Below are 22,234 nucleotides of genomic sequence, written 5' to 3' on the forward strand. Positions count from 1 at the left end.
ACTGTGTGCGGTGCCTGTGTGTGCCATGCCTGTCTGTGCCATGCCCGTGTACTCCGGGCCTGTGTGAGCACCAGTATTGTGCGAGGACGTTTCGGCAAGTGCACCGCAGTGTTTCCTGCGTGTTACGGATTTTTCAGGGGTAGAGAACCGCCCGATCAGGATCACAATCGACCCACGACATCCGCACACAACCGGTACGCAACCCGTGCAGAATGCTAGTCGGAGACGAGCGTGTAACCCTCTTCACCGTGCACAACGGTGTCCACACCGGCGATTTCGTCTTCATTGCGCACCCGGAAGCCCATCGTCTTCTCGATCACCCAGCCGATGGCATAGGCCAGCACGAAGGAATAGATCATCACGGCGAAAGCACCGATAGCCTGCGCGCCGAGCTGGTTGAACCGACCGCTGTCGATGAGTCCGATTCCGGTGCCGAAGATACCGATGTAGAGGGTTCCGATCAGCCCGCCGACGAGGTGGATGCCGACGACGTCGAGCGAATCGTCGAAGCCGAGCCGGAACTTCAGGTTCACGGCGAGGGCGCAGACCGCGCCGGTGAGGATGCCCAAAACGATCGCCCAGCCGGGGGTCAGGATGTTGCAGGCCGGGGTGATCGCGACGAGCCCCGCGACGGCTCCCGATGCCGCACCGATCGAGGTGGGCTTGCCGTCTCGAATGCGCTCGATGATCAGCCAGCCCAGAATGCCGGCGGCCGGCGCCGCGAGGGTGTTCACCCAGGCGATAGCGGATGTCGTGGTCACGGCGGCCGCGGATCCGGCGTTGAATCCGAACCAGCCGAACCACAGCAGCGCGGCGCCGAGCAGGGTCAACGGCACGTTGTGCGGCTTCGACAACCCTTTCTTGAATCCGACCCGCTTGCCGAGCACGAGGGCCAGCGCGAGGCCGGCCGCCCCCGCGTTGATGTGCACCGCTGTGCCGCCGGCGAAGTCATTCACCCCGAGCAGGTAGACGCTCCAGCCACCATCGGTCATGGCGCCGTCGCTGCCGACGGTGAAGTTGAAGACCCAGCTGGCGACCGGAAAGTAGACCAGGGTGGCCCAAACGCCGGCGAAGACCAGCCACGGCCCGAACTTGGCCCGGTCGGCGATCGCCCCGGAGATCAGTGCGACGGTGATGATCGCAAAGGTGGCCTGGAACCCCGCGAAGGCGAGGGCATTGGTGTTGGCGACGTCGGAGGTGGCCATGAAGCCGGAGCCGTCGATGCCGAGAAAATTGACCAGCCCGAGGTTGTGGAACGGGTTCAGCAACACGTGGGGAATGAGCCAGTCGTCACCCGATCCGAAGGACAGAGAATACCCGTACAGCACCCACAACACGCCGATCAGCCCCATGGCCCCGAAGCTCATCATCATCATGCTGATGACGCTCTTGGCCTTGACCATTCCGCCGTAGAAGAAGGCGACCCCGGGTGTCATCACGAGCACGAGTGCGGCAGCGATCATCAGCCACAGCGAGCTGAGATTCGTGTTCACATCGGTGATCGCGTCAGCCGAAATTACCTCTTGAAATGTGCCCATGACCAGCCACCCTTCCGAGACCGCACCGGCCGCTCGCAGACGCGAACGGCTCGAATGCGCCCAGCTTTCCCCCGGCAGGTTTCTGCCGGGGGAAAGCTGTGTTAAGGCTGTGTTACGAGTGTCTGAAAGTCGGTTTCAGTGCTGGCACAAACGCGAGCCTCACTCGGCGTGCGGCGGCAGCTCTCCGGTCGTGAGGGCGACGATGCGCGACAGGGACCTCAGATATTTCTTGCGGTAGCCGCCGGCGAGCATCTCGGTGTCGAAGACCTCGCTGAGGGGGCGACCGCTGGCAATGATGGGGATCTCCGCGTCGTAGACGCGGTCGATGAAGGCCACCAGGCGCAGGGCATCCGTCTGATCGGTCAGCAGGAACACGTTGCTGAGGGCGATGACGCTCACCCCGTTGATCACCTTGACGTACTTCGACGGATGCACCGTGGCCAGGTGGGTCATGAGGGCGCCAAAATCGTCTCGGGTGACGGCGGAACCGCGCTGTTCCAAGGCGGAGACCATGTGGTCGAGGGTTTCGGGGTCCACGGCTACGGCGTGGCCCTCGGCCTTGCGACGTCGGTAATCGAGGCCGTCGATGCGGAGGGTCTCGAAGTTGTCGGACATGGCGCGAATCTCGCGCAGGAAGTCCTGGGCGGCGAATCGGCCCTCGCCGAGGGAGTTCGGGGGCGTGTTGGAGGTGGCCGCGACGCGGGTTCCGGTCTTGACCAGTTCACCGAGCAACCGGGTCATGACCATGGTGTCCCCCGGATCGTCGAGCTCGAACTCGTCGATGCAGATGAGCTTCGCGCTGCGCAGCTGGGTGATGGTCTCCTGGTAGCCGAGCGCCCCGACGAGGGCGGTGTACTCGATGAACGTTCCGAAGTACTTCGGACCCGGCGAAGAGTGCCAAAGAGCGGCGAGCAGGTGGGTCTTGCCCACGCCGAAGCCACCGTCGAGGTAGATGCCGGGAAGCTCGGCCTTCACCTTGCGGCTGCGGGAGAAGAACCCGCCGGTGCGCTGGCCCTGGCCGGCGCCGGCGAAAGCCTGAAGCTTTTCGACCGCGCCCATCTGCGAGGGGTAGGCCAGGTCGGGGCGGTAGGACTCGAAGGAGGCGTGCTCGAACTGCGGCGGTGGAACGAGCTCGGCCACGATCTCGGCGCCCGTGATGGTGGGCGAACGTTCGGTGAGCCTCGGAACCTGGCGCTTGGCCTTCTGCGCGGCAGCTGCAGTCATTGAAACAACCCGTCTTTTGTGTGTGCGAATTCTCGGCTTCTGTGTCGAACGGTGACCACGCAGACGGCGACCACCAGCCATTCCGCGTAGCCTTAAGGAATGTCAGGTGTCCAAGCCTAATCCGCTGGCAGCCGGCCCCGCACCGGCCATCCGCGCCGTGCGGCACCATCTGGCACCGCACCACCTGGCTCCGTCCCAACCTGGAGGTTATCTTGACCATCGAACTCGATCCGGCAACCAAATTCACCGCCTATGCGCACCCCGAGCGTCTGGTCTCGACCGAGTGGCTCCAGGCCCACCTCGGCACCGCAGGCCTCGTCGTCGTCGAATCCGATGAAGACGTGCTCCTGTACGAAACCGGCCACATTCCCGGCTCGGTCAAGATCGACTGGCACACCGACCTCAACGATCCGGTCAGCCGCGACTTCGTCGGCAGCGCCGCCTTCGCCGCCGTGCTCGGCTCCAAGGGCATCGCCCGCGACACGACCGTGGTCATCTACGGCGACAAGACCAACTGGTGGGCGGCCTACGCGCTCTGGGTCTTCACCCTGTTCGGTCACACCGACGTGCGCCTGCTCGACGGCGGCCGCGACAAGTGGATCGCCGAGGGCCGCGCCGTGACGACGGATGCGACGGTCGTCACCCCCGCCGTGTACCCCGAAGTGGAGCGCAACGATGAGCCGATTCGCGCGTTCAAGGACGACGTGCTCGCACACTTCGGCAACCCCCTGATCGACGTGCGCTCGCCCGAGGAGTACACCGGCGCCCGCACCACGATGCCCGCCTACCCCGAAGAAGGCGCCCTGCGCGGCGGCCACATTCCCTCCGCCGCGTCCGTGCCGTGGGCCCGTGCAGCCGCGCCCGATGCCTCGTTCAAGACCCGCGACGAACTCGACGCCATCTACAAGGGCGAGGCCGGCCTCACCGAGGGCGACAGCGTCATCGCCTACTGCCGGATCGGCGAGCGCTCGAGCCACACCTGGTTCGTGCTGACCCACCTCCTCGGCTTCGAGGGCGTGCGCAACTACGACGGCTCCTGGACCGAGTGGGGCAACGCCGTGCGTGTCCCGATCGTACTCGGCGCCGATGCCGGAATCGCCCCCGCACCGGTCGGTGCCGGCGTGCTCGCCCGATAACCGGAACAGCCTCATGACCACGGAAGTACTGCCCACCCAGCTCGCCGCGATTCGGGATGATTTTCTCGCCCTCGAAGAGCGGGATCGCCTCATGCTGCTGCTCGAGTTCTCGAACGAGCTGCCCGAACTGCCCGAACGCTACCGGGATCACACCGATCTCTTCGAGCGGGTCGAAGAGTGCCAGACCCCCGTCTACATCTTCGTCGAGGTGGAGGAAGACCGCTCCGTGCATATCTTCGCCACGGCCCCGCGGGAATCCCCGACGACCCGGGGCTTCGTGTCGATCATCGCGCAGGGCCTGGACGGCCTGACGGTCGAGCAGGCGCTCGACGTGCCCGACGACTTTCCCGACTCGATCGGACTGCGACGGGCGGTCTCGCCGCTGCGGCTGCGCGGCATGTCCGCGATGCTCGCCCGCACCAAGCGCCAGTTGCGCGAGCGCGCCCCGCACTAGCGTCAGGCTTGCTGAACGTCGCCACCCGTGCCCGGTGACATCGACCCGTCGGTGGCGCTGGGCACGGCTGATCCCGGTGTCACCACTGCGGCCGGCAGCGGATGGGGGGTGGCGAGCCAGTCCCGGATCGCGCCGGTCCAGCCGTCGGGATCGTAGTTGAAGAGCTTCGTGTGCCTCGCAACCGTGAACGGAACGAACGTGACGATGTCGGGGCGACGAAGGGCCAGCTTGCGCGAGCCGGTGACGGGCACGAATCCGTCGTCATCACTGTGCAGCAGCAGGATCGGCAGCAGGAGTTCGTCGGCGCGAGCCACAAAGTCCAGCCGCATGAAGTCGATCGGCGCCGCCTGGCCGGTGAACAGGCCGCCCCATTTTCGCCCCATCACGTGCATCGCCCCGCGGGCAATGGCCACCGGAAGTCGATTCAGGGTGCTCTGGTGCGCGACGACGTCGGCCCAGTCGATGACCGGGGAGTCGAGCACGAGTCCACGGATGCGGTCGCGATGCCGAGTGCGGGTGGCCGTCTGCAGCACGATCGCACCGCCCATCGACCACCCCATCAGCACCACCTCACTCGCACCAAGACGCAGCGCGAACTCGATGGCCGACTCCACGTCGAGCCATTCCGTATCGCCCAGCCCATAGCGACCGTCGCCGCTTTTCGGCGCCTCTCCGTCGTTTCGGTAGGAGATGAGCAGGGACGTGAAGTCCGCCTCGCGAAAGACCGGAACGGCTCGCAGTCCCTCTTCGCGGGTCACGCCCCGCCCGTGTACCTGGATCACCCAGCACGAGCCGGATGCCCCGGTCCCGGACGCGGCGGGCACGAGCCAGGCGGGTGCGTCCCCCGCACTCGTCGGAATCAGCACGTTCTCGTAGGAGAGACCCAGGTCTGCGGGAGTTCGATAGAGCCATCCGCTCAGGCGGCCGGTGCGGGCCGTGGCCAGATTGCCGTGATAAACGCCCAGCAGAGTGCGGGTCACCGACCCGGGGGCGACCCCGAGCACGTCGCCGAGGCGGGCGTGCCCCGCATTGGCGTCGAAGAACAGGCTGTACTCGCCTGGCAGGACGGAGTCCGGCGTAGCCTGCAGCGAGACGCTGCCGATGTCCTGGTCGACGTCGAGCACCCGAGTGTCGTCGGCGCGTCTGCGGGGCGGAGTGACAATCGTGCGGGCCATGATCGCCGTCAACACGGTCGCAGTCGCCATGACCACGACGCCCACCGCCGCGAGCACGATGCCGGCGACCGCGACGGCAGCGAGGCCGGTCGCGCCCGCCTGGACAGACTCCCTCGCCTGCTCTCTCGCCTGCCCGCCGGCCTGCGCTACTCCACTTTGCTGAACATTAGCCACACGTAACCTCCGCCCTCGACGGCGTGCCTCACGGCAGGGCTCAAAAAAAACTCTAGTCTGCAGACGTGCCTGAAACAGAGGAATCGCTCCCCCCGGAATTCGCGGCCGCGCTTCGAGCGCTCCGCAGCGCACTGCGTCGCCCGGAACTGGTCGTCACCGAAATCCCGGCCCCCAGCCGACTCGCACCCTACGCCGTCGCCTTCTCGGCGGACATCACACCGGTGCGCCACGGCAGTGATTCCGACCTCGGAACGGGCCGCTTCGTGCTGCTGTATGACCCCGAGGAACCGGATGCCTGGGGCGGGGCCTTTCGGGTCGTCTGCTTTGCGCAAGCGCCGCTGGAGACCGAAATCGGTCTGGATCCGTTCCTGGCCGAGGTCACCTGGACCTGGCTGGTCGACGCCCTCGACGCCCGCGGAGCCCGGTATATTGCGGCATCCGGTACCGCGACTAAGATTTTATCGTCGGGCTTTGGTGAATTGGCTCGGCAGGGCGATGGAGCCCAGATCGAGTTGCGTGCCTCCTGGACGCCGCTCGACCACAACCTCACCGCTCATGTCGAAGGCTGGGGCGAGCTGCTCTGCATGCTCGCTGGGCTACCCCCCGCGGGGGAAGGAATCAGTATGTTGTCAGCACGCCGAGCAGCACGTGGATAGTCGGGACGCCCAGATCGAGGACCCGCGCGGCACCACAGCCACACCCCCCGTTCCATCGAACCCCCAGCCCCGTACCATCACCGAGGGCCACACGATCGACCTCGGTAAGCACCGGGTCATCGATACCCGGGAAGGGTACCTCGCAGCGACGACACTGCTCGCTGCGGGCACCGGTCCGATCGGGATCGACGCGGAACGAGCATCCGGTTTCACGTATTCACAACGGGCCTACCTGATCCAGATCTATCGCCGCGACGCCGGCACCTTTCTGTTCGATCCGCCGCCGATCGGCGATTTCTCCGAACTCAACGATGCCCTCGCCGGCGAGGTCTGGATTCTGCACGCGGCGAGCCAGGACTTGGCCTGCCTGCGCGAGGTCGGCATCGACCCGCAGCGCATCTTCGACACCGAGCTCGGTGCCCGGCTGCTCGGGCTGCCCCGGGTGGGCCTCGGCACCGTCGTCGAAGAGCTGCTGAGCATCCACTTGAAGAAGGAGCACTCGGCAGCGAACTGGTCGACCCGGCCGCTGCCGGAACCGTGGCTCGTCTACGCGGCCCTCGACGTGGAACTCTTGCCCGACCTGTACGACCGCATGGTGGAAATGTTCGTCGAAGCCCGCAAGACCGGGATCGCCGAGCAGGAGTTCCAGGCGGTGCTGGCCAAGGAAGCCAAGCCGGCCCGGGCCGAACCGTGGCGCCGACTGAGCGGCGTGCACGGGCTGCGCGGCGTGCGCAACCTTGCCGTGGCCCGGGAACTCTGGATCGCCCGCGACGACCACGCCCGCGACGTCGACGTATCCCCCGGTCGTCTCATTCCCGACGCCGCGATCATCGCAGCCGCCAAGCTCAACCCCGCCACCCGGCAGGCGCTCTCGAACCTGCGCGAATTCACCGGGCGCGCCAGCCGCAGCCAGCTCGACCGCTGGTGGGCGGCCATCCAGGCCGCCCAGGCCACGACCGAGTTGCCGCAGCTCAAGCCCGCCGGTGACACGCTGCCGCCGCCGCGCGCCTGGAGCGAACGCAACCCCGAAGCGGACGTGCGCTACCGTTTCGCCCGCCTGGCCCTCGCGGAGGTCGGTGAAGCCCTGTCGATTCCCCTCGAGAACCTGCTCACGCCCGACTATCTGCGTCGCGTCGCGTGGACTCCCCCGGAGCCGACTGATGCGGCATCCATCGCCGTGGCCCTCGCCGAGCTCGGCGCCCGCCCCTGGCAAATTGATGCGACTGCACAAGTAATTGCCGAAGCTTTTGTAGAAGATCACCAAATCGACGAGCCGGAGCCCGAAGCGGAGTCGTAGGAAGCGGCAAACGATTCTCGTTCACAAATGTTGCGCCCCTAGGATCGGCCCTGACCCGAACTGATTTGATGGAGGCATTGTGGCCGAAAGAGCAGAAGTCGTATTTGTAGACGGGGTTCGCACCCCGTTCGGACGCGCTGGCGAAAAGGGAATGTACTGGGGAACCCGCGCCGACGACCTCGTGGTGAAGGCCATGATCGGGTTGCTGGAACGCAACCCGACCCTGCCCGGTGACCGCGTGGACGATGTCGCGATCGCCGCGACCACCCAGACCGGCGACCAGGGGCTGACCCTCGGCCGCACGGCAGCGCTGCTGGCGGGCCTGCCGAAGTCGGTTCCCGGCTTCGCCATCGACCGGATGTGCGCCGGCGCCATGACCGCGGTGACCATGATGGGCTCCGCGATCGGTTTCGGCGCCTACGACGTCGCCATCGCCGGCGGCGTCGAGCACATGGGACGCCACCCGATGGGTTTCGGCGCCGACCCGAACCCGCGGTTCCTCTCCGAACGCCTCGTGAGCGAAGACGCCCTCGTGATGGGCGCGACCGCCGAGCGCATTCACGACCGGTTCCCGTCGTACACGAAGGAACGTTCCGACCGCTTTGCCCTGCGCAGCCAGCAGAAGGTCGCCGCCGCCTACGAGGCCGGTCAGATCCAGCCCGACCTGATTCCCGTCGCCACCCGCAGCGCCGCGGGCTGGGGGCTCGCGACCCGCGATGAGGCACCTCGCCCCGAGACCACCATGGAGGGCCTCGCGGCCCTGCGCACCCCGTTCCGCCCGTACGGGCGGATCACCGCCGGCAACGCGTCCGGCCTGAACGACGGCGCATCCGCCTGCCTGCTCGCGAGTGGCGACGCCGCGAAGGAACTCGGGCTGAGCGTCAAGATGAAGATGGTCAGCTTCGCCTTCGCCGGCGTCGAACCGGAGGTCATGGGCCTCGGCCCGGTGCCCTCGACGGAAAAAGCACTGCGCAAGGCCGGCCTCAGCATCACCGACATCGGCCTGTTCGAACTCAACGAGGCCTTCGCCGTGCAGGTCATCTCCTTTCTTGACCACTTCGGCATCGACGACGAGGACTCCCGCGTCAACGAGTACGGCGGAGCGATCGCCATCGGGCATCCGCTCGCCTCATCGGGCGTGCGCCTGATGACGCAGCTCGCCCACCAGTTCGCCGCGCACCCCGAGGTGCGCTACGGCCTGACCGCCATGTGCATCGGCCTCGGCCAGGGCGGCACCGTCATCTGGGAAAACCCGAACTTCAACAAGAAGGCTGTGAAGCGATGACCGACACGACCACCACGACCACCGGCCCGACCGACTACGCCTCCCTCGACTTCTCCCCGCTCGTGGAAATGTCCGCCGACGAGGTCGTCACGCACTCCTTCGTGCGGGACATCCCGATCAGCGGCGGGCGCACCCTCGCCCTCGTCACCCTCGACAACGGGCGCGACCACACCCGGCCCAACACCCTCGGCCCGGTCACGCTGCTTGAGTTCGCGGGCGCCCTCGACGCCCTGAAGCTGCGCGCAGATCGCGGCGAGATCCACGGTGTCGCGATCACCGGCAAGCCATTCATCCTCGCGGCCGGCGCCGACCTGAGCAAGGTCGCCGAGATTCCCTCGCGCGAGGTCGGCAAGCTGCTCACCCAACTCGGCCACTTCGCCTTCGCGAAGGAAGCCACCCTCGGGGTGCCGTCGTTCGTGTTCATCAACGGGCTCGCCCTGGGCGGCGGCCTCGAGATCGCCCTCAACGCCGACTACCGCACGGTAGACGCCAACGTGCCCGCGATCGCCCTTCCCGAGGTCTTCCTCGGCCTGATCCCCGGCTGGGGCGGCTCCTACCTGCTGCCGAACCTGATCGGGATCGAGAACGCCCTCAAGGTTGTCATCGAGAACCCGCTCAAGAACAACCGAACCCTCAAGGCAGCGGATGCCCTCGAGCTCGGCATCGCGGACGTGCTGTTCCCCTCCGCCCGATTCCTGGAGCAGTCGATCGCCTGGGCCGATGGGGTCATCGCTGGCACCGTGCAGGTGTCCCGACCCAACGTTCCCGGCAAGATCGAGCGCCTGGTCAAGTGGGACGCCGCAGTCGGCATCGCCCGCAAGATGCTCACGAACCGCATCGGCACCGTCGCCCGCTCGCCCTACGTGGCCCTCGACCTGCTGCAGGCCGCCAAGAGCGGCACCGCCGCCGAAGGCTTCGCCCGCGAAGACGACGCCCTCGCCGACCTCATCTCGGGTGACCAGTTGCAGGCGAGCATCTACGCCTTCAACCTCGTGCAGAAGCGGGCCAAACGCCCGGCCGGAACGCCCGACAAGGTGCTCGCCCGCCCGATCGGCAAGGTCGGCGTGATCGGCGCCGGGCTCATGGCGAGCCAGTTCGCGCTGCTCTTCGTGCGCCGCCTGCGGGTGCCGGTGGTCATCACCGACCTCGACCAGGCCCGGGTCGACAAGGGTGTCGCGTACATCCACAATGAGATCGCGACCCTCGAAAGCAAGAAGCGCATTTCAGCGGATGAAGCCAACCGGCTGCGCGCACTCGTCACCGGCACCACCGACAAGGCCGACTTCGCCGACGCGGACTGGGTCATCGAGGCCGTGTTCGAAGAGCTCGGGGTCAAGCAGGCCGTCTTCGCCGAGATCGAGCAGTACGTCTCGCCCGAAACGATCCTCGCGACGAACACATCGTCGCTCTCGGTCGAGCAGATCGGGGCCAACCTCACGCATCCCGAGCGACTGGTGGGCTTCCACTTCTTCAACCCGGTCGCCGTGATGCCGCTGATCGAAGTCGTCAACACGCCGTCAACCAACGAGGTCACTCTGTCGACCGCAATGGTTGTCGCCGGCAAGCTGCGCAAGAACGCGGTCATCACCCGGGACACCCCCGGCTTCGTGGTGAACCGTCTACTGGCCAAGCTGCTCGGTGAAGCCATGCACGCTGTAGACACCGGCACCCCGTTCGAGGTCGTCAACGGCGCGCTGGCACCGTTCGGCCTGCCGATGACCCCGTTCGAGCTGCTCGAGCTGGTCGGTCTCACGGTCGGCGCTCACGTGCTCGACACCCACCACGGGGCGTTCCCCGACCGGTTCTTCGAGAGCACAAACCTGCACCGCCTCGCCGAGCACGGCGCGATCCTGTCCCGCGACGCCAAGGGCCGGGTCACCGGCTTCGACAAGAAGGCCGTGGCGATCGTCGCCGGCGGCACCACGCCGATGACCGGGGCCGAAATCCTGGCTCGCATCGAGGACGGCCTCGCCGACGAAATCAAGCGGATGCTCGACGACGACGTGGTGCACGCCGCCGAAGACATCGACCTGTGCATGATCCTCGGAGCCGGCTGGCCGTTCCAGATGGGTGGCATCACCCCCTACCTCGACCGGGTCGGGGCCAGCGAACGCGTGTTCTCGGCAACGTTCCACTCCCCCGCGATCCGCGGGGTGGCATCCGTCGCCCAGCTGACCTAAGAACCGGCTCCAGCGCCCCGCGGGGTCTCGCGAGTGAGCACTTTATGCACTTCCCACGTGCGGGAGGTGCATAAAGTGCTCACTCGCGTAACCGGGAGGAGCTTTAGGTGTCGCGGCGGGTGATCGTGATCGAGCCGGTGTCGGCGCGGTTCGCCGGCAACGGCTTGGCGTTGGGGATTTTCGAGCCGAGCACCATGGCGACTACGTCGCGGGCGATGGCCTGCGGGGTGAGGCCGACACGTTCGAGGATCTCGGCTCGGGTGCCGTGGTCGAGGAACTGGTCGGGCAGCCCGAGCTCGGTGACGGCGGTATCGACGCCCGCGTCGCGGAGGTCCTGGCGGATGCGGGTGCCGATTCCGCCGACCCGGATTCCGTCTTCGAGGCTGACCAGGATGCGGTGCTGCGCGGCGAGCTCGATGACCGACTTCGGTACCGGCACCACCCAGCGCGGGTCGATGACGGTGGCGCCAATGCCCTGCGCAGCGAGCCGCTCGGCGATCTCGAGGCCCATGCCGGCCATCGGGCCGACCGTGACGATCAACACATCCTGCTCCGAAGACTCGAGCAGCACGTCGACGCCGTCGGGCAGGCGACGCACGGCGTCGTACTCGGTGCCGGTGCTGCCCTTCGGGAACCGCAGCACGGTCGGCGCGTCATCGACGAGCACGGCCTCCGCGAGTTCCTCCCGCAACCGTGCCGAGTCGCGCGGCGCGGCGAGGCGGATGTTCGGGACGATCTGCAGCATCGCGAGGTCCCACATGCCGTGGTGGCTGGGGCCGTCGGGCCCGGTGACGCCCGACCGGTCGAGCACGAACGTGACGCCGGCCCGGTGCAGGGCGACATCCATGAGCACCTGATCGAAGGCCCGGTTGATGAACGTCGCGTAGAGCGCGACAACGGGGTGCAGGCCGCCGAAGGCGAGCCCGGCGGCGGATGTCACGGCGTGCTGCTCTGCGATGCCCACGTCGTGCACGCGGTCGGGAAAACGCTCGGCCATCTTGTGCAGCCCCGTGGGGATCAGCATCGCGGCCGTAATCGCGACGATGCGCTCGTTATCGGTTGCCAGCCGCAGCAGTTCGTCGGCGAACACGGAGGTGTAGGAGGGCTTGCCAGGCAGTTCGATGGACTCCCCGGTCTCGGGGTCGATCTGGCCCACGGCGTGGAACTGGTCTGCGGAGTCCTGTACGGCCGGCTCATAGCCTTTGCCCTTCTGGGTGATCGCATGCACGATCACGGGCGCGCCGTAGTTCTTAGCCTGGCTGAGGGCCTCCTGCATGGCCTCCACGTCGTGGCCGTCGATCGGGCCGATGTACTTGATGTCGAGGTTGGAATACAGCGCCTCGTTGTTGGTCACCTTGCTGAGGAAGCCGTGCAGGCCGCCGCGCACGCCGCGGTACATCGCCCGGCCCGGGCCGCCGAGCTTGTCGAAGACGTCGCGGCTGTGCAGGTAGGCGGTGCGATAGCTGCGGCGGGTGCGCACTGTGTTCAAAAAGCGCGCCATGCCGCCGATGGTCGGCGCATAGGAACGCCCGTTGTCGTTGACGACGATGATCAGGCGGCGGGTGTTGTCGTCGCTGATGTTGTTGAGGGCCTCCCACGTCATGCCGCCGGTCAGTGACCCGTCGCCCACGACAGCCACGACGTGGCGGTCGCGCTGACCGGTCATCTCGAAGGCGCGAGAGATGCCGTCGGCCCAGGACAGCGAGCTCGACGCGTGGGAGCTTTCGACGATGTCGTGCACCGACTCGCGGCGCTGCGGGTAGCCAGCCAGGCCGGTCAACCGGCGCAGCTTGCTGAAGTCCTGACGCCCGGTGAGCAGCTTGTGCACGTACGTTTGGTGTCCGGTGTCGAACACGATCGCGTCCGTCGGTGAATCGAAGACGCGGTGGATGGCGATGGTCAGTTCGACGACGCCCAGGTTGGGGCCGAGATGGCCGCCGGTCTTGGAGACTTCGCGTACGAGAAAGTCGCGGACCTCGCCGGCGAGCTGCACCAGCTGCGCGTGCGTGAGACCGTCAAGGTCTCGCGGTCCGTGGATCGTCTCCAGAAGGGTCATCCCAGCCACCTTTGCTTTATGGGTCGTGCGCGAGCGCACAGTCATGCCGATTAACCACCGCCGGCGCGCAGACCCGAGTGTTTCGAGTCTACGCGCCAGCGGTTTGGAACCAGGTTTCCTACCCTGTGAACTACGCGACGAGCGAGCGCAGCACGTACTGCAGGATGCCACCGTTACGGTAGTAGTCCGCTTCACCGGGGGTGTCGATGCGCACGACGGCGTCGAACTCGATCGTGGCCTTGCCGGCCGCGGAGAATTCACTCGGCACGGCGGTCACGTGCACGGTCTTCGGCGTCGTGCCGTTATTGAGCTCCGTGATGCCGGCGATCGAGACGATCTCGGTGCCATCGAGGCCCAGCGACTCCGCGTTCTGGCCGACCGGGAACTGCAGCGGCACAACGCCCATTCCGATGAGGTTCGAGCGGTGGATGCGCTCGAAGCTCTCGGTGATGACGGCCTTGACGCCGAGCAGGCTCGTACCCTTGGCGGCCCAGTCCCGGCTGGAACCCGAGCCGTACTCCTTGCCACCGAAGATGACGAGCGGGGTGCCCGCAGCCTGGTAGTTCTGGGCGGCATCATAGATGTCGGCCTTCGGGCCACCGGCGACGGTGAAGTCGCGGGTGAAGCCGCCCTCGACGTTGTCGAGGAGCTGGTTGCGCAGGCGGATGTTCGCGAAGGTTCCGCGAATCATGACCTCGTGGTTACCACGACGCGAGCCGTAGGAGTTGTAATCCCCACGCTCGATGCCGTGCTCGGCGAGGTAGCGGCCGGCGGGGCCGTCGGCCTTGATCGAACCGGCCGGGCTGATGTGGTCGGTGGTGACCGAATCGCCGAGCTTGGCGAGAACGCGGGCGCCCTCGATGTTCGTGACCGGGCTGGTCTCGATGGTCATGCCGTCGAAGTACGGGGGCTTCCGCACGTAGGTCGACTCGGCGTCCCAGGCGAAGATGTCGCCGACGGGGGTCTCAAGCGACTGCCAGCGCTCATCACCCTCGAAGACTCCGGCGTACTGGGTGTCGAACATGTTCGAGTCGATGGACTCGTCGATGGTCTTCTGCACCTCGTCGGCGTCGGGCCAGATGTCCTTCAGGAAGACATCGTTGCCCTCGGTGTCCTGGCCGAGGGAGTCGGTGTCGAAGTTGAAGTTCATCGAACCGGCGAGGGCGTAGGCGATGACGAGCGGCGGGCTCGCGAGGTAGTTCATCTTCACGTCGGGGTTGATGCGTCCCTCGAAGTTGCGGTTACCGGAGAGCACCGCGGTGACCGCGAGGTCGTTCTCCTGCACGGCCGAAGAGATTTCGTCTTCGAGCGGGCCGGAGTTGCCGATGCAGGTCGTGCAGCCGTAGCCGACGAGGTAGAAGCCGAGGTCTTCGAGGTAGCCGTTGAGGCCGGCCTTCGCGTAGTACTCGGTGACGACCTTGGAACCGGGGGCGAGCGTGGTCTTGACCCACGGCTTGCTCTTGAGGCCCTTGAGGCTGGCGTTGCGGGCGAGCAGACCGGCGGCGAGCATGACGGACGGGTTCGACGTGTTGGTGCACGAGGTGATCGCGGCGATGGCGACCGAACCGTTGTCAATCGTGAACTCACGGCCGTCCTTGAGCACTACGTCGGTCGGCTGCGGGTGCGACACGGTCGGGTGGCTCGTGTGGCGCACCAGTCCGCTCTCGAACGCGTGGTTGTGCGCCGTCTGCTCGTCCTGCGGGGTGAAGCCGATCGGGTCGGACGCCGGGAAGGTACCCTCTATTGCCGCGTCCACGAGGGAGACGGGCGCGTTGGCGTAGTTGTCCAGGTCGCGTTCGAACTGGCTCTTGGCCTCGGAGAGAATGATGCGGTCCTGCGGGCGCTTCGGTCCGGCGATCGAGGGGACGACCGTGGAGAGGTCGAGCTCGAGGTACTCGCTGAAGACGGGCTCGAGGTCGGGGTTGTGCCAGAGGCCCTGGAGCTTGGAGTACGCCTCGACGAGGTTGACCTGCTCTTCGCTGCGGCCGGTGAGGCGCAGGTAGCCGAGCGTGATGTCGTCGACGGGGAACATGGCGGCGGTGGAGCCGAACTCGGGGCTCATGTTGCCGATGGTGGCGCGGTTCGCGAGCGGCACCGACGCGACGCCGGCCCCGTAGAACTCGACGAACTTGCCGACCACGCCGTGTGCGCGCAGCATCTGCGTGATGGTGAGCACGACATCCGTCGCCGTGACGCCGGCCGGGATCTCGCCGGAGAGCTTGAAGCCGACGACCTTGGGGATGAGCATGGAGACGGGCTGGCCGAGCATGGCCGCCTCGGCCTCGATTCCGCCGACGCCCCAGCCGAGCACGCCGAGGCCGTTGACCATGGTCGTGTGCGAGTCGGTGCCGACGCAGGTGTCGGGGTAGGCCTGCACGTTGCCGGCGACTTCACGCGTCATCGTGACGCGGGCCAGGTACTCGATGTTGACCTGGTGCACGATTCCGGTTCCCGGGGGGACGACCTTGAAGTCGTCGAATGCGGTCTGGCCCCAACGGAGGAACTGGTAGCGCTCACCGTTGCGCTCGTACTCGATCTCCACGTTGCGCTCGAAGGCGTCGGGGGTTCCGAAGAGGTCGGCGATGACGGAGTGGTCGATGACCATTTCGGTCGGCGCGAGCGGGTTGATCTTCTTGGCGTCGCCGCCGAGGTCGACGAGGGCCTCACGCATGGTGGCGAGGTCGACGATGCAGGGAACGCCGGTGAAGTCCTGCATGATCACGCGCGCCGGCGTGAACTGGATTTCGGTGTCGGGGTCGCTGGTGGGGACCCACTCGCCGAGGGCACGGATGTGCGCGGCGGTGATGTTCTTGCCGTCCTCGGTGCGGAGAAGATTCTCCAGCAGCACCTTCAGGCTGTACGGCAGTTTCTCGTAACCTGCGACCGAGTCGAGACGAAAGACTTCATAGTCCGTCGACCCAACGCGCAGGGTGTCCTTTGCTCCAAAGCTGTTTACCGCAGACACGATGCCCTCTCCTTTGTGGGAGCCGACGGGGTACCGGCGGCAATCCTCAATCCTTGTGGCCGGACACACCTTCGTGCCAGCAAGGTAAGCCTTACCAGCGGATGCCGGGCCTACCGTTCACGTTCAACTTTTTGTTGCAGCAAGATAGAAAACTATCTTGACGTCAAGATAACTGTAGCAGCAGCTGCCAGACCGGTGGGACGAGAACGGCGGGATTAGATCGCGGCATCCGCTTTGCGATACACCGAGCGCACGAGGAGCCAGGAGACGACCAACAGCGGGGCGTAGAGCGGAATGCCCATGAGCAGCTTGGTCGTAGCGAGCAGTTCGACGTTGTCGGCCAGATAGAGCGGCAGCTGCACGGCGAGCCGACCGAGGAACAGTCCGGTCCAGCAGAGCGTGAGAATGTTCATAACCCGGCGTTTGGACGCATCCAGCCGCCAGGCGACGCCATCGCCCATGAGGAAGCCGACCGCCACCCCAATAAGGGGCCAGCGCACGAGAACCGAGATCAGCAGGGCCGCCCCATAGCCGGCGTTGGTCCAGAGGCCCACCAGGAAGAAGTCGGAGGGCTTGCCGGTGAACAGGGCCAGGGCCACGCTGATGGCCGTGCCCACGAGACCGCCGATGGCCGGGGTGGTGGTCTGCCGGGTCACCGCGCGCAGCACGACGAAGATCACCCCGATCACGAGGGGCGCGATGAGCGAGGGCAGCAGGGTGCCGATCGGGTCGGTCGCGACATCCGTCGTCGGATCGATCGTCAGCGAATAGGTGACCAGGAAGACCAGGCCGGGCAGCACGGCCTCGACCAGTCCCCGGATGCCGCCCATCGTGGCGAGCAGGGCGTGGCCGCTGATGGCCTCCCCCTCGGTCGCCGCAGCGAAGCCAGCGCGACGGGCCGCACCGGCCATCGACTCGGCAAACGCACCCTGCACAGAAGCCGGCGGCTTCTCGGACGGCTTTTCGGACGGCGACTCGGGGCCGTCGGACGGGTGCTCGGGCGGGCGTGGATCGGCGTCGGTCGTCATGCGGCGGGTCTCCGGCGTTTCTAGACCGCTGTCGGCGCGGCGTCGTCAGCGGTCTTGGCCGACGTCGGCATGCGCAGGGGAATGAGGTCGCGCGGCGGCATCGGAGTGGCGCCGCGCACGACGACGATGCTGCGGAAGAGGTCTTCGACCTGGGCCGCAGCCTCGGGATTCACGGCGCCCTCACCGGCGATGACACCGCGCAGGAACCAGCGCGGACCGTCCACACCGACGAAACGGGCCAGGCGCGTGACGCCGCCGGCACCCTGGCCGGCCGCGACGGGGATCTCGGCGAGGAGTTCGGGACCGAACGGGCCCTCGCGCAGGGTTGTCGTTCCGCCCTGCTTGCCGATCTGGTCACGAATCTGATCGCGAATCTCGTTCCACAGTCCGGTCGAACGGGGAGCAGCGAAGGGCTGCACCTGCAGCGTCGATCCGGCGTAGTCGAGGCCGATGGCGACAACCCGCTTGCTGCCCTCCTCGATTTCGAGGCGCAGGTGCAGGCCATCGCGCGGAAGGATCTTGATTCCCCCGAGATCGACATAGGGGCGCACCGGGTTCGCCTCGAGCTCGTCGAGCGGACCCTCGGTGGCGCGGTCTTCGGGGGCCGACTTTTCGTTGGGCGCCTCGACGGACTCCTCGAGGGGAGCGTCGATCTCGGTGGGGGTCTCGGCGTCACTCACAGTGCGCCTCCTGTCTGGACTGCCTGGTTCGGCGTGTCCTGGTTCGGGGTTGCGGGTGCGGTACCGGTGGAGCCGAAGCCGCCCACACCGCGTTGACTGCCGGGAAGATGCTCGACCGGAATGAAAGTGGCGTGGGCGACGGGCATCACGATGAGCTGCGCGATACGGTCGCCGATCTCGATGCGAAACGGTTCGGTCAGATCGGTGTTGAGCAGGGCGACCTTGATTTCGCCGCGGTAGCCGGCATCCACTGTTCCGGGAGAGTTCACTATCGTGATGCCGTGCTTGACCGCCAGGCCGCTGCGGGGCATCACGAAGGCCGCGAAGCCGGAGGGCAGGGCGATCGACACGCCGGTACCCACGAGAGAACGCGCTCCCGGGGCGAGGGTGAGGGCTTCCGCGGAATGCAGATCGGCCCCGGCATCACCGGGATGCGCGTAGTTCGGGAGGACGGACGCGGTTATCAGTACTTCTACGCTTTCAGCCACGTGTCGAGGGTAGTCCAGAACTCTGATCGAATAGAGCCATGCCCGAAAACCCCCCTGTGCTCCCCGAAAACCCCCCAGTGCTCCCCGAAATGCCCACGTACCGCGAAAAACTGTGGCCCACACCCTGGGTCTTCATCGCCACCGCCCTCGTCATCCCGGCCAGCATCCTCGTGCTGGTCCCGATCTCACTACTGGCGGGCATCATCACCGCCGCCGTGTTGTACGGCGGCTGCGTCGCACTGCTGATCGCAGCGTCTCCCGTCGTACGCGTGAAAGACGGAATCCTGAGCGCCGGTAAGGCGCGCATCACCGTCGACATGCTCGGCGAAGCGCAGGCGTACACCGGTGCCGACGCCACGCAGCAGCGCGGGCCGCTGCTGGATGCCCGGGCATGGATGCTCATTCGCGGCTGGGTCTCCCCCATCGTGCGCATTCCGATCGTGGACGCGAACGACCCCGCTCCGTACTGGTTGGTGTCGAGCCGTCAACCAACAAAGCTGGCAGCCGCGATCAATGAATCGCGGCGACCAGCCTGAGGGTGAGGTACTGCTGTGGTGCTGCTCTCGAGCGTCTTAGGAGTCGCACTCCAGGCAGATCAGGCCGAGCTTGGTCTCGTGGCCCATCTGCGAGCGGTGCTTCACGAGGAAACAGCTCACGCAGGTGAACTCGTCGGCCTGCGGAGGCAGGACGACGACGTCGAGGTCGAGATCGGAGAGATCCGCACCCGGCAGGTCGAACCCGCCGGGGTTGTCGGAGTCGTCAACATCAACGCTGCCGGACATCTTGTCGGGCACGCGCTCCTTGAGGGCCTCAATTGACTCTGAGTCGTCCTCGGTCTTGCGCGGTGCGTCGTAGTCGGTTGCCATGCCCATCCATTTCCGTAGCGCCGATAAACGAAATCGGCGGGCACAGTTTCCAACATTCCGGGTGGAATAGCAAACCGTGTTCAAAACTTCGCCTCGGCACTGGCATCAACTTGCGGCACGCCCGGCGTATTCCCCGGTTTTTCTCCCGACCCGTGGCAGTCTTACACGCGTCGGTAATCGCGAGAGGCGCTCTTCATGCAGGAATTGAAGGTTATAGGGGTCGAAAACGGTGCGCTGCTTGCAGCCTCCGAAGATGGGGATCGGTATCGGATCGCCATTGACGCCGTGCTCCAGTCCCGGCTTCGCCAAGCCCAGATTGATCCGCCCGCCGGGCCCAAGCTCAGCCCGCGAGAGGTGCAGGCCCACATCCGCTCGGGCATGAGCGCCGAAGACGTCGCCGCCGTGACGGGCGCGTCGCTCGACTATGTGCGCCGATTCGAAGGCCCCGTGGTCGCCGAACGTGAATACATGGTCTCCTCCGCGCTCAGCGTGCCGGTGCACACCGCGATCGATCCCGACCCCGTCGATGAAGACGCCAACTTCGGCAGCGTGATCCGCGAGCGCCTCGCCACGTTGGGCGCCACCAACGAGCGCTGGGCCAGCTGGAAGGAGCCCGGCGGCGGCTGGATCGTCAAGCTGTCCTTCACCGCCGATGAGATCGACCACGACGCCCGCTGGGGCTTCGAGCCCAAGAAGAACGCGCTCTCGCCGATCGGCAGCGAGGCCATCGCGCTCTCACAGCAGGGCGAGCTCAAGGGCTCCCTGATTCCCCGGCTGCGCGCGGTCGGCTCGGAGACGAGTGCCGCGGACGTGTCCCGTTTCGACAGCGGAGCCTTCAACTTCAAAGAGTCGCTCGCCGACGAGATTCTCAACGACACCGCACCGCACCCCGATCCGATTCCGTACTCACGTCCGCTGTCCACGACGGATGCGGTGTCCAAGGCGGCCATCAAACGCGCCGCAGAGCCGCCCTCGAGCATGAGCGAAACCGCTGACCTGCTCGAGTCATTGCGTCGCCGGCGAGGAGAGCGCGAAGCCGCGAGCTTCGACGAGGGAGCGGCCCGACCGGCAACGGCGAGCACCGGACGGCGCCGCGAGGGTTCGCCCGAGGCCGCCGCGCGTGCCGACGGCGCCGGATCGGTTTCGGCGATCTCGGCACGTTCCGCAGCGTCCGTTCCGAGCGCGGTCGAGCCGGCCGACAAGCCGGCCGCCACGCCGACACGAAACATCTGGGCGACCCAGGCCGCCCAGGGCGCAAAAGCCCAGGGCCGTACCCCTCCCGCCGCCGGCAAGCGCGGTCGTGCGTCGATGCCGAGCTGGGACGAGATCGTCTTCGGTGCCCGCACCGACGACGACCTGGGCTAGAGGCACCGCGCACCACACTCGGGTGCACCGCACAATCCACCCAGGGCCGAGATTGGCACTGGCAATATTTCGTGTGCCGGGATATAGTCGCTGTATCGAACGCGTGTTCGATATGCGACGAAATGAGGCGGCATGCCATGTCTGCTCTGCACGAACCCGTGACCGTCTACACGAGTGAGGCCGGGCACCCGGTGCGGCTGGTCTGGCGCACGCGGAGATTTCGTGTGACCGACACTCCGACCACTCTCGTGGGCACCTCGGACTGGTGGAATCCGTTGGCCGATCACAGTTACGGAGTGGGGCATCCGCCGCTCGACATCGCCGGCTGGCGCTTTCAGGCGACGGCAGAAGACGGCGAAACCCACATCTTCGACGTCAGCCAGATCTTCGATGACGACCAGAACCCTAACGGCCGGAACGACGATGGGCACCAGTGGCAACTCGTGCACATCTTCGACTAGAGGAGGCTTTCCCGATGTCATCGGGCATTCCGCATGCGGCCGCTGCTCGGCCTCCCGTATCGGCCCACCCGGCCTCGCTCGCTGATATCGTGCGGCTGCGCGTGCAGGGTCACGGCCTCGCCGACATGAGCGGCGCGAGTGCCCTCACGAGTCCACTCGCGGTCGTCGAACGACTGCTCGCGGTGCAGGCGCAGGACTTCGCCGCGTCGAAGTGGGCGCTGGGCGTGCGCTCCCCCGGCACGACGGCCGCCGACGTGGATGCGGCCGTGACCCGCGGGCTCATCGTGCGGTCGTGGCCGATGCGCGGCACCCTGCACCTCGTTCCCGCAACCGAGCTGCACTGGATGCTGCGCCTGAGCACCGCACGCCTCGTCACGGGGGCGAAGACCCGACATGCCCAGCTCGAACTCACCACGCAGATCCTGGAACGCGCCCGTGAGATTGCCCTGGAGGCGCTTGGCGGCGGCCGCTCGGCGACGCGGGCCGAGTTTCTGGCCCTGCTCGACTCGCGCGGCATCAACACCACGCAGCAGCGCGGGTACCACACCATCTGGTTTCTCGCCCAGACCGGAACCCTCTGCTGGGGGCCGCTGGCGGGCAACCAGCAGGCCCTGGTGCTGCTCGATGAGTGGGTGCCGAACCCGCGCGAACTGGAGCACGACGAAGCCCTCGGCGAGTTCGCCCTGCGCTACTTCGCCGGCCACGGTCCGGCCACCCTCGCCGACTTCGCCGGGTGGAGCCAGCTCACCCTCACCCAGGCCCGCATCGGGCTCGCGGTTGCTCGTCCGCACCTGACCGAGCTGTTCGAGACGGGCACCTCGCCCGACGCGGCGCCGCTGTTCTTCGTCGACACGGGCGCGGATGCGGGCGGCCCGCCCCGCCAGCGATCCAGCGTTCTCGCGCTGCCCGGTTTCGACGAGTACCTGATCGGCTACCGCGACCGCACCGCGCTCATCTCGGACGTGAATTTCCTGCGGGTGGTCCCGGGCAAAAACGGCATCTACCTGCCGCTTCTCGTCTCGGGTGGGCGGGTCGTGGGAACGTGGCGCAAGAACGCATCCGCTCGTGCCGTGACGGTGTCGCCCCAGCCGTTTGGAACGCTCACGGTGAGGCAGCAGGCGGGCCTGCGCCGGGGCATCCGAGACTACGGTCGATTTTTGGGACTCGGTGCGACCCTGCTGGACCCGGAGCCCGGGTTAGCCTAGA

19 protein-coding genes are annotated in these 22,234 nt (G+C 66.7%); 10 read left to right on the forward strand and 9 right to left on the reverse strand.

Annotated features, from left to right (window positions below):
* Window positions 1–215: 215 nt before the first annotated feature.
* A complete protein-coding gene (locus D6T64_RS07785; protein WP_119973972.1) occupies window positions 216–1,463 on the reverse strand; it encodes an ammonium transporter in 1,248 nt (415 codons plus the stop codon).
* 234 nt (window positions 1,464–1,697) lie between these two features.
* Window positions 1,698–2,762 carry a cell division protein ZapE gene (gene zapE / locus D6T64_RS07790; RefSeq protein WP_119973887.1) on the reverse strand — a complete coding sequence of 355 codons (1,065 nt, stop codon included), beginning with the start codon at window positions 2,760–2,762 and terminating at the stop codon, window positions 1,698–1,700.
* 212 nt (window positions 2,763–2,974) lie between these two features.
* On the opposite strand from zapE, the gene D6T64_RS07795 reads away from it, so the two are divergent.
* Together D6T64_RS07795 and D6T64_RS07800 are read left to right on the forward strand one after the other, a co-directional pair.
* Window positions 2,975–3,898 (forward strand): sulfurtransferase, encoded by a 924-nt coding sequence (locus tag D6T64_RS07795; RefSeq protein WP_119973890.1) that lies wholly within the window; start codon window positions 2,975–2,977, stop codon window positions 3,896–3,898.
* Between the two features lie 13 nt (window positions 3,899–3,911).
* A complete protein-coding gene (locus D6T64_RS07800) occupies window positions 3,912–4,352 on the forward strand; it encodes a SufE family protein (protein ID WP_119973892.1) in 441 nt (146 codons plus the stop codon).
* Window positions 4,353–4,354: 2 nt separating this feature from the next.
* On the opposite strand, the gene D6T64_RS07805 is transcribed toward D6T64_RS07800, so the two are convergent.
* On the reverse strand, window positions 4,355–5,701 hold the full coding sequence (locus tag D6T64_RS07805; RefSeq protein ID WP_119973894.1) for an alpha/beta hydrolase family protein: 1,347 nt from the start codon (window positions 5,699–5,701) through the stop codon (window positions 4,355–4,357).
* A gap of 65 nt (window positions 5,702–5,766) precedes the next feature.
* On the opposite strand from D6T64_RS07805, the gene D6T64_RS07810 reads away from it, so the two are divergent.
* The 4 genes from D6T64_RS07810 (at window position 5,767) to D6T64_RS07825 (ending at window position 11,119) form a co-directional block, all read left to right on the forward strand.
* Window positions 5,767–6,357: a DUF3000 domain-containing protein gene (locus tag D6T64_RS07810; RefSeq protein WP_119973897.1), complete on the forward strand. Its 591-nt coding sequence runs from the start codon at window positions 5,767–5,769 to the stop codon at window positions 6,355–6,357.
* Window positions 6,358–6,433: 76 nt separating this feature from the next.
* Window positions 6,434–7,654, forward strand: coding sequence for an HRDC domain-containing protein (locus D6T64_RS07815; RefSeq protein ID WP_119973974.1), 1,221 nt, complete (start codon window positions 6,434–6,436; stop codon window positions 7,652–7,654).
* A 79-nt stretch (window positions 7,655–7,733) separates the two neighbouring features.
* Window positions 7,734–8,939, forward strand: coding sequence for a thiolase family protein (locus D6T64_RS07820; RefSeq protein WP_119973899.1), 1,206 nt, complete (start codon window positions 7,734–7,736; stop codon window positions 8,937–8,939).
* A 68-nt stretch (window positions 8,940–9,007) separates the two neighbouring features.
* Window positions 9,008–11,119 (forward strand): 3-hydroxyacyl-CoA dehydrogenase NAD-binding domain-containing protein, encoded by a 2,112-nt coding sequence (locus tag D6T64_RS07825; protein WP_233550936.1) that lies wholly within the window; start codon window positions 9,008–9,010, stop codon window positions 11,117–11,119.
* A gap of 103 nt (window positions 11,120–11,222) precedes the next feature.
* Here the strand turns inward: D6T64_RS07825 and dxs are convergent, their stop codons facing one another.
* The 5 genes from dxs to dut form a co-directional block, all read right to left on the reverse strand.
* A complete protein-coding gene (gene dxs / locus D6T64_RS07830) occupies window positions 11,223–13,175 on the reverse strand; it encodes a 1-deoxy-D-xylulose-5-phosphate synthase (protein ID WP_119973904.1) in 1,953 nt (650 codons plus the stop codon).
* A 130-nt stretch (window positions 13,176–13,305) separates the two neighbouring features.
* Complete coding sequence (acnA, locus tag D6T64_RS07835; RefSeq protein WP_119973906.1) at window positions 13,306–16,140, reverse strand: aconitate hydratase AcnA; 2,835 nt, start codon at window positions 16,138–16,140, stop codon at window positions 13,306–13,308.
* Window positions 16,141–16,355: 215 nt separating this feature from the next.
* Window positions 16,356–17,168, reverse strand: a complete 813-nt coding sequence (locus D6T64_RS07840; protein ID WP_119973908.1) for a DUF3159 domain-containing protein — start codon at window positions 17,166–17,168, stop codon at window positions 16,356–16,358.
* Window positions 17,169–17,188: 20 nt separating this feature from the next.
* Complete coding sequence (locus tag D6T64_RS07845) at window positions 17,189–17,848, reverse strand: DUF3710 domain-containing protein (RefSeq protein ID WP_119973910.1); 660 nt, start codon at window positions 17,846–17,848, stop codon at window positions 17,189–17,191.
* Window positions 17,845–18,336, reverse strand: a complete 492-nt coding sequence (gene dut / locus D6T64_RS07850; RefSeq protein ID WP_119973912.1) for a dUTP diphosphatase — start codon at window positions 18,334–18,336, stop codon at window positions 17,845–17,847. The genes D6T64_RS07845 and dut overlap by 4 nt, the downstream gene beginning before the upstream one ends.
* A gap of 38 nt (window positions 18,337–18,374) precedes the next feature.
* On the opposite strand from dut, the gene D6T64_RS07855 reads away from it, so the two are divergent.
* Window positions 18,375–18,872: a DUF3093 domain-containing protein gene (locus tag D6T64_RS07855; protein ID WP_233550932.1), complete on the forward strand. Its 498-nt coding sequence runs from the start codon at window positions 18,375–18,377 to the stop codon at window positions 18,870–18,872.
* Window positions 18,873–18,908: 36 nt separating this feature from the next.
* Here D6T64_RS07855 and D6T64_RS07860 read toward each other — a convergent pair whose 3' ends face one another.
* Window positions 18,909–19,202 carry a DUF4193 domain-containing protein gene (locus tag D6T64_RS07860; RefSeq protein WP_119973976.1) on the reverse strand — a complete coding sequence of 98 codons (294 nt, stop codon included), beginning with the start codon at window positions 19,200–19,202 and terminating at the stop codon, window positions 18,909–18,911.
* A gap of 195 nt (window positions 19,203–19,397) precedes the next feature.
* Between D6T64_RS07860 and sepH the strand changes: the two genes are divergently transcribed.
* From sepH to D6T64_RS07875, 3 genes are all read left to right on the forward strand, one after another.
* A complete protein-coding gene (sepH, locus tag D6T64_RS07865; protein WP_119973916.1) occupies window positions 19,398–20,567 on the forward strand; it encodes a septation protein SepH in 1,170 nt (389 codons plus the stop codon).
* A gap of 137 nt (window positions 20,568–20,704) precedes the next feature.
* The gene (locus D6T64_RS07870) at window positions 20,705–21,028 is read left to right on the forward strand and encodes a DUF6504 family protein (RefSeq protein ID WP_199719108.1); all 324 of its coding nucleotides are present in this window, start codon (window positions 20,705–20,707) and stop codon (window positions 21,026–21,028) included.
* 14 nt (window positions 21,029–21,042) lie between these two features.
* Window positions 21,043–22,233 (forward strand): winged helix DNA-binding domain-containing protein, encoded by a 1,191-nt coding sequence (locus D6T64_RS07875; protein WP_119973918.1) that lies wholly within the window; start codon window positions 21,043–21,045, stop codon window positions 22,231–22,233.
* Window position 22,234: the final 1 nt, after the last annotated feature.

This window comes from Cryobacterium melibiosiphilum (genome assembly GCF_003602235.1).
Lineage (GTDB): Bacteria > Actinomycetota > Actinomycetes > Actinomycetales > Microbacteriaceae > Cryobacterium > Cryobacterium melibiosiphilum.

Coding starts and splice junctions, on each gene's coding strand:
- D6T64_RS07840 (WP_119973908.1), bottom strand. CDS start 17,168: ATGACGACCGACGCCGATCCACGCCCGCCCGAGCACCCGTCCGACGGC.
- D6T64_RS07860 (WP_119973976.1), bottom strand. CDS start 19,202: ATGGCAACCGACTACGACGCACCGCGCAAGACCGAGGACGACTCAGAG.
- dxs (WP_119973904.1), bottom strand. CDS start 13,175: ATGACCCTTCTGGAGACGATCCACGGACCGCGAGACCTTGACGGTCTC.
- D6T64_RS07855 (WP_233550932.1), top strand. CDS start 18,375: ATGCCCGAAAACCCCCCTGTGCTCCCCGAAAACCCCCCAGTGCTCCCC.
- D6T64_RS07870 (WP_199719108.1), top strand. CDS start 20,705: ATGTCTGCTCTGCACGAACCCGTGACCGTCTACACGAGTGAGGCCGGG.
- zapE (WP_119973887.1), bottom strand. CDS start 2,762: ATGACTGCAGCTGCCGCGCAGAAGGCCAAGCGCCAGGTTCCGAGGCTC.
- D6T64_RS07800 (WP_119973892.1), top strand. CDS start 3,912: ATGACCACGGAAGTACTGCCCACCCAGCTCGCCGCGATTCGGGATGAT.
- sepH (WP_119973916.1), top strand. CDS start 19,398: ATGCAGGAATTGAAGGTTATAGGGGTCGAAAACGGTGCGCTGCTTGCA.
- D6T64_RS07825 (WP_233550936.1), top strand. CDS start 9,008: ATGTCCGCCGACGAGGTCGTCACGCACTCCTTCGTGCGGGACATCCCG.
- D6T64_RS07875 (WP_119973918.1), top strand. CDS start 21,043: ATGTCATCGGGCATTCCGCATGCGGCCGCTGCTCGGCCTCCCGTATCG.
- D6T64_RS07785 (WP_119973972.1), bottom strand. CDS start 1,463: ATGATCGCTGCCGCACTCGTGCTCGTGATGACACCCGGGGTCGCCTTC.